Genomic DNA, 436 nt, shown 5'->3' with positions numbered 1-436 from the left:
GTGTGGGTCATAATAATCCATAAATAATTTTATACGAAATTTATTTATATAATAAATTCGTATTTTGAGTGGTGATGCCATGCCTGAGTGTCCCTATTGTGGTAGGTGGTTTAGAACCAAGAGGGGACTTCAGCAACACATTGCCAAAAGTCATTCTGTAAAGATTCCATTTGGTGGAAGAATGATTGATCCTTCTACTATAGACATATTAGGCATGATGGAGAGAAGAGCCGAAAGGGCCAAGAGAAGGAAAAAGAAGGGTTTCTCTTTGTGGTGAGGGCTCATGGTCTTCGGTAAGAAAAAGAAGGGTAAGAGGATTCACAATCCGAAGACCCACAAGTACTATCAGCTCGGTCCTGATGGGAAAATTAAGGGCAAGTGGAGTAATAAGGGAAGGAAGAAAAAGAAGTTTGGCCTTTTCTGAATTTAATTTTTA

The 436-nt window shown here is 39.0% G+C and carries 2 protein-coding genes; both read left to right on the top strand.

Annotation, left to right across the window (positions count from 1 at the left end):
* The first annotated feature begins 79 nt into the window (after positions 1 to 79).
* Positions 80 to 277 (top strand): C2H2-type zinc finger protein, encoded by a 198-nt coding sequence (locus tag E3E37_RS11155; RefSeq protein ID WP_167717424.1) that lies wholly within the window; start codon positions 80 to 82, stop codon positions 275 to 277.
* Between the two features lie 6 nt (positions 278 to 283).
* On the top strand, positions 284 to 424 hold the full coding sequence (locus tag E3E37_RS11150; RefSeq protein WP_167717422.1) for a hypothetical protein: 141 nt from the start codon (positions 284 to 286) through the stop codon (positions 422 to 424).
* The last annotated feature ends 12 nt before the right edge of the window (positions 425 to 436 follow it).

It is taken from the genome of Thermococcus sp. ES12 (assembly GCF_012027515.1).
GTDB lineage: Archaea > Methanobacteriota_B > Thermococci > Thermococcales > Thermococcaceae > Thermococcus > Thermococcus barossii.
The sequence above is the reverse complement of the archived record's forward strand: the minus strand, read 5'-3'. Positions and strand labels throughout refer to the sequence as shown.

What these genes read in the sequence shown, in the direction of transcription:
- E3E37_RS11155 (WP_167717424.1), top strand. Translation starts at nt 80, where the DNA reads ATGCCTGAGTGTCCCTATTGTGGTAGGTGGTTTAGAACCAAGAGGGGA.
- E3E37_RS11150 (WP_167717422.1), top strand. Translation starts at nt 284, where the DNA reads ATGGTCTTCGGTAAGAAAAAGAAGGGTAAGAGGATTCACAATCCGAAG.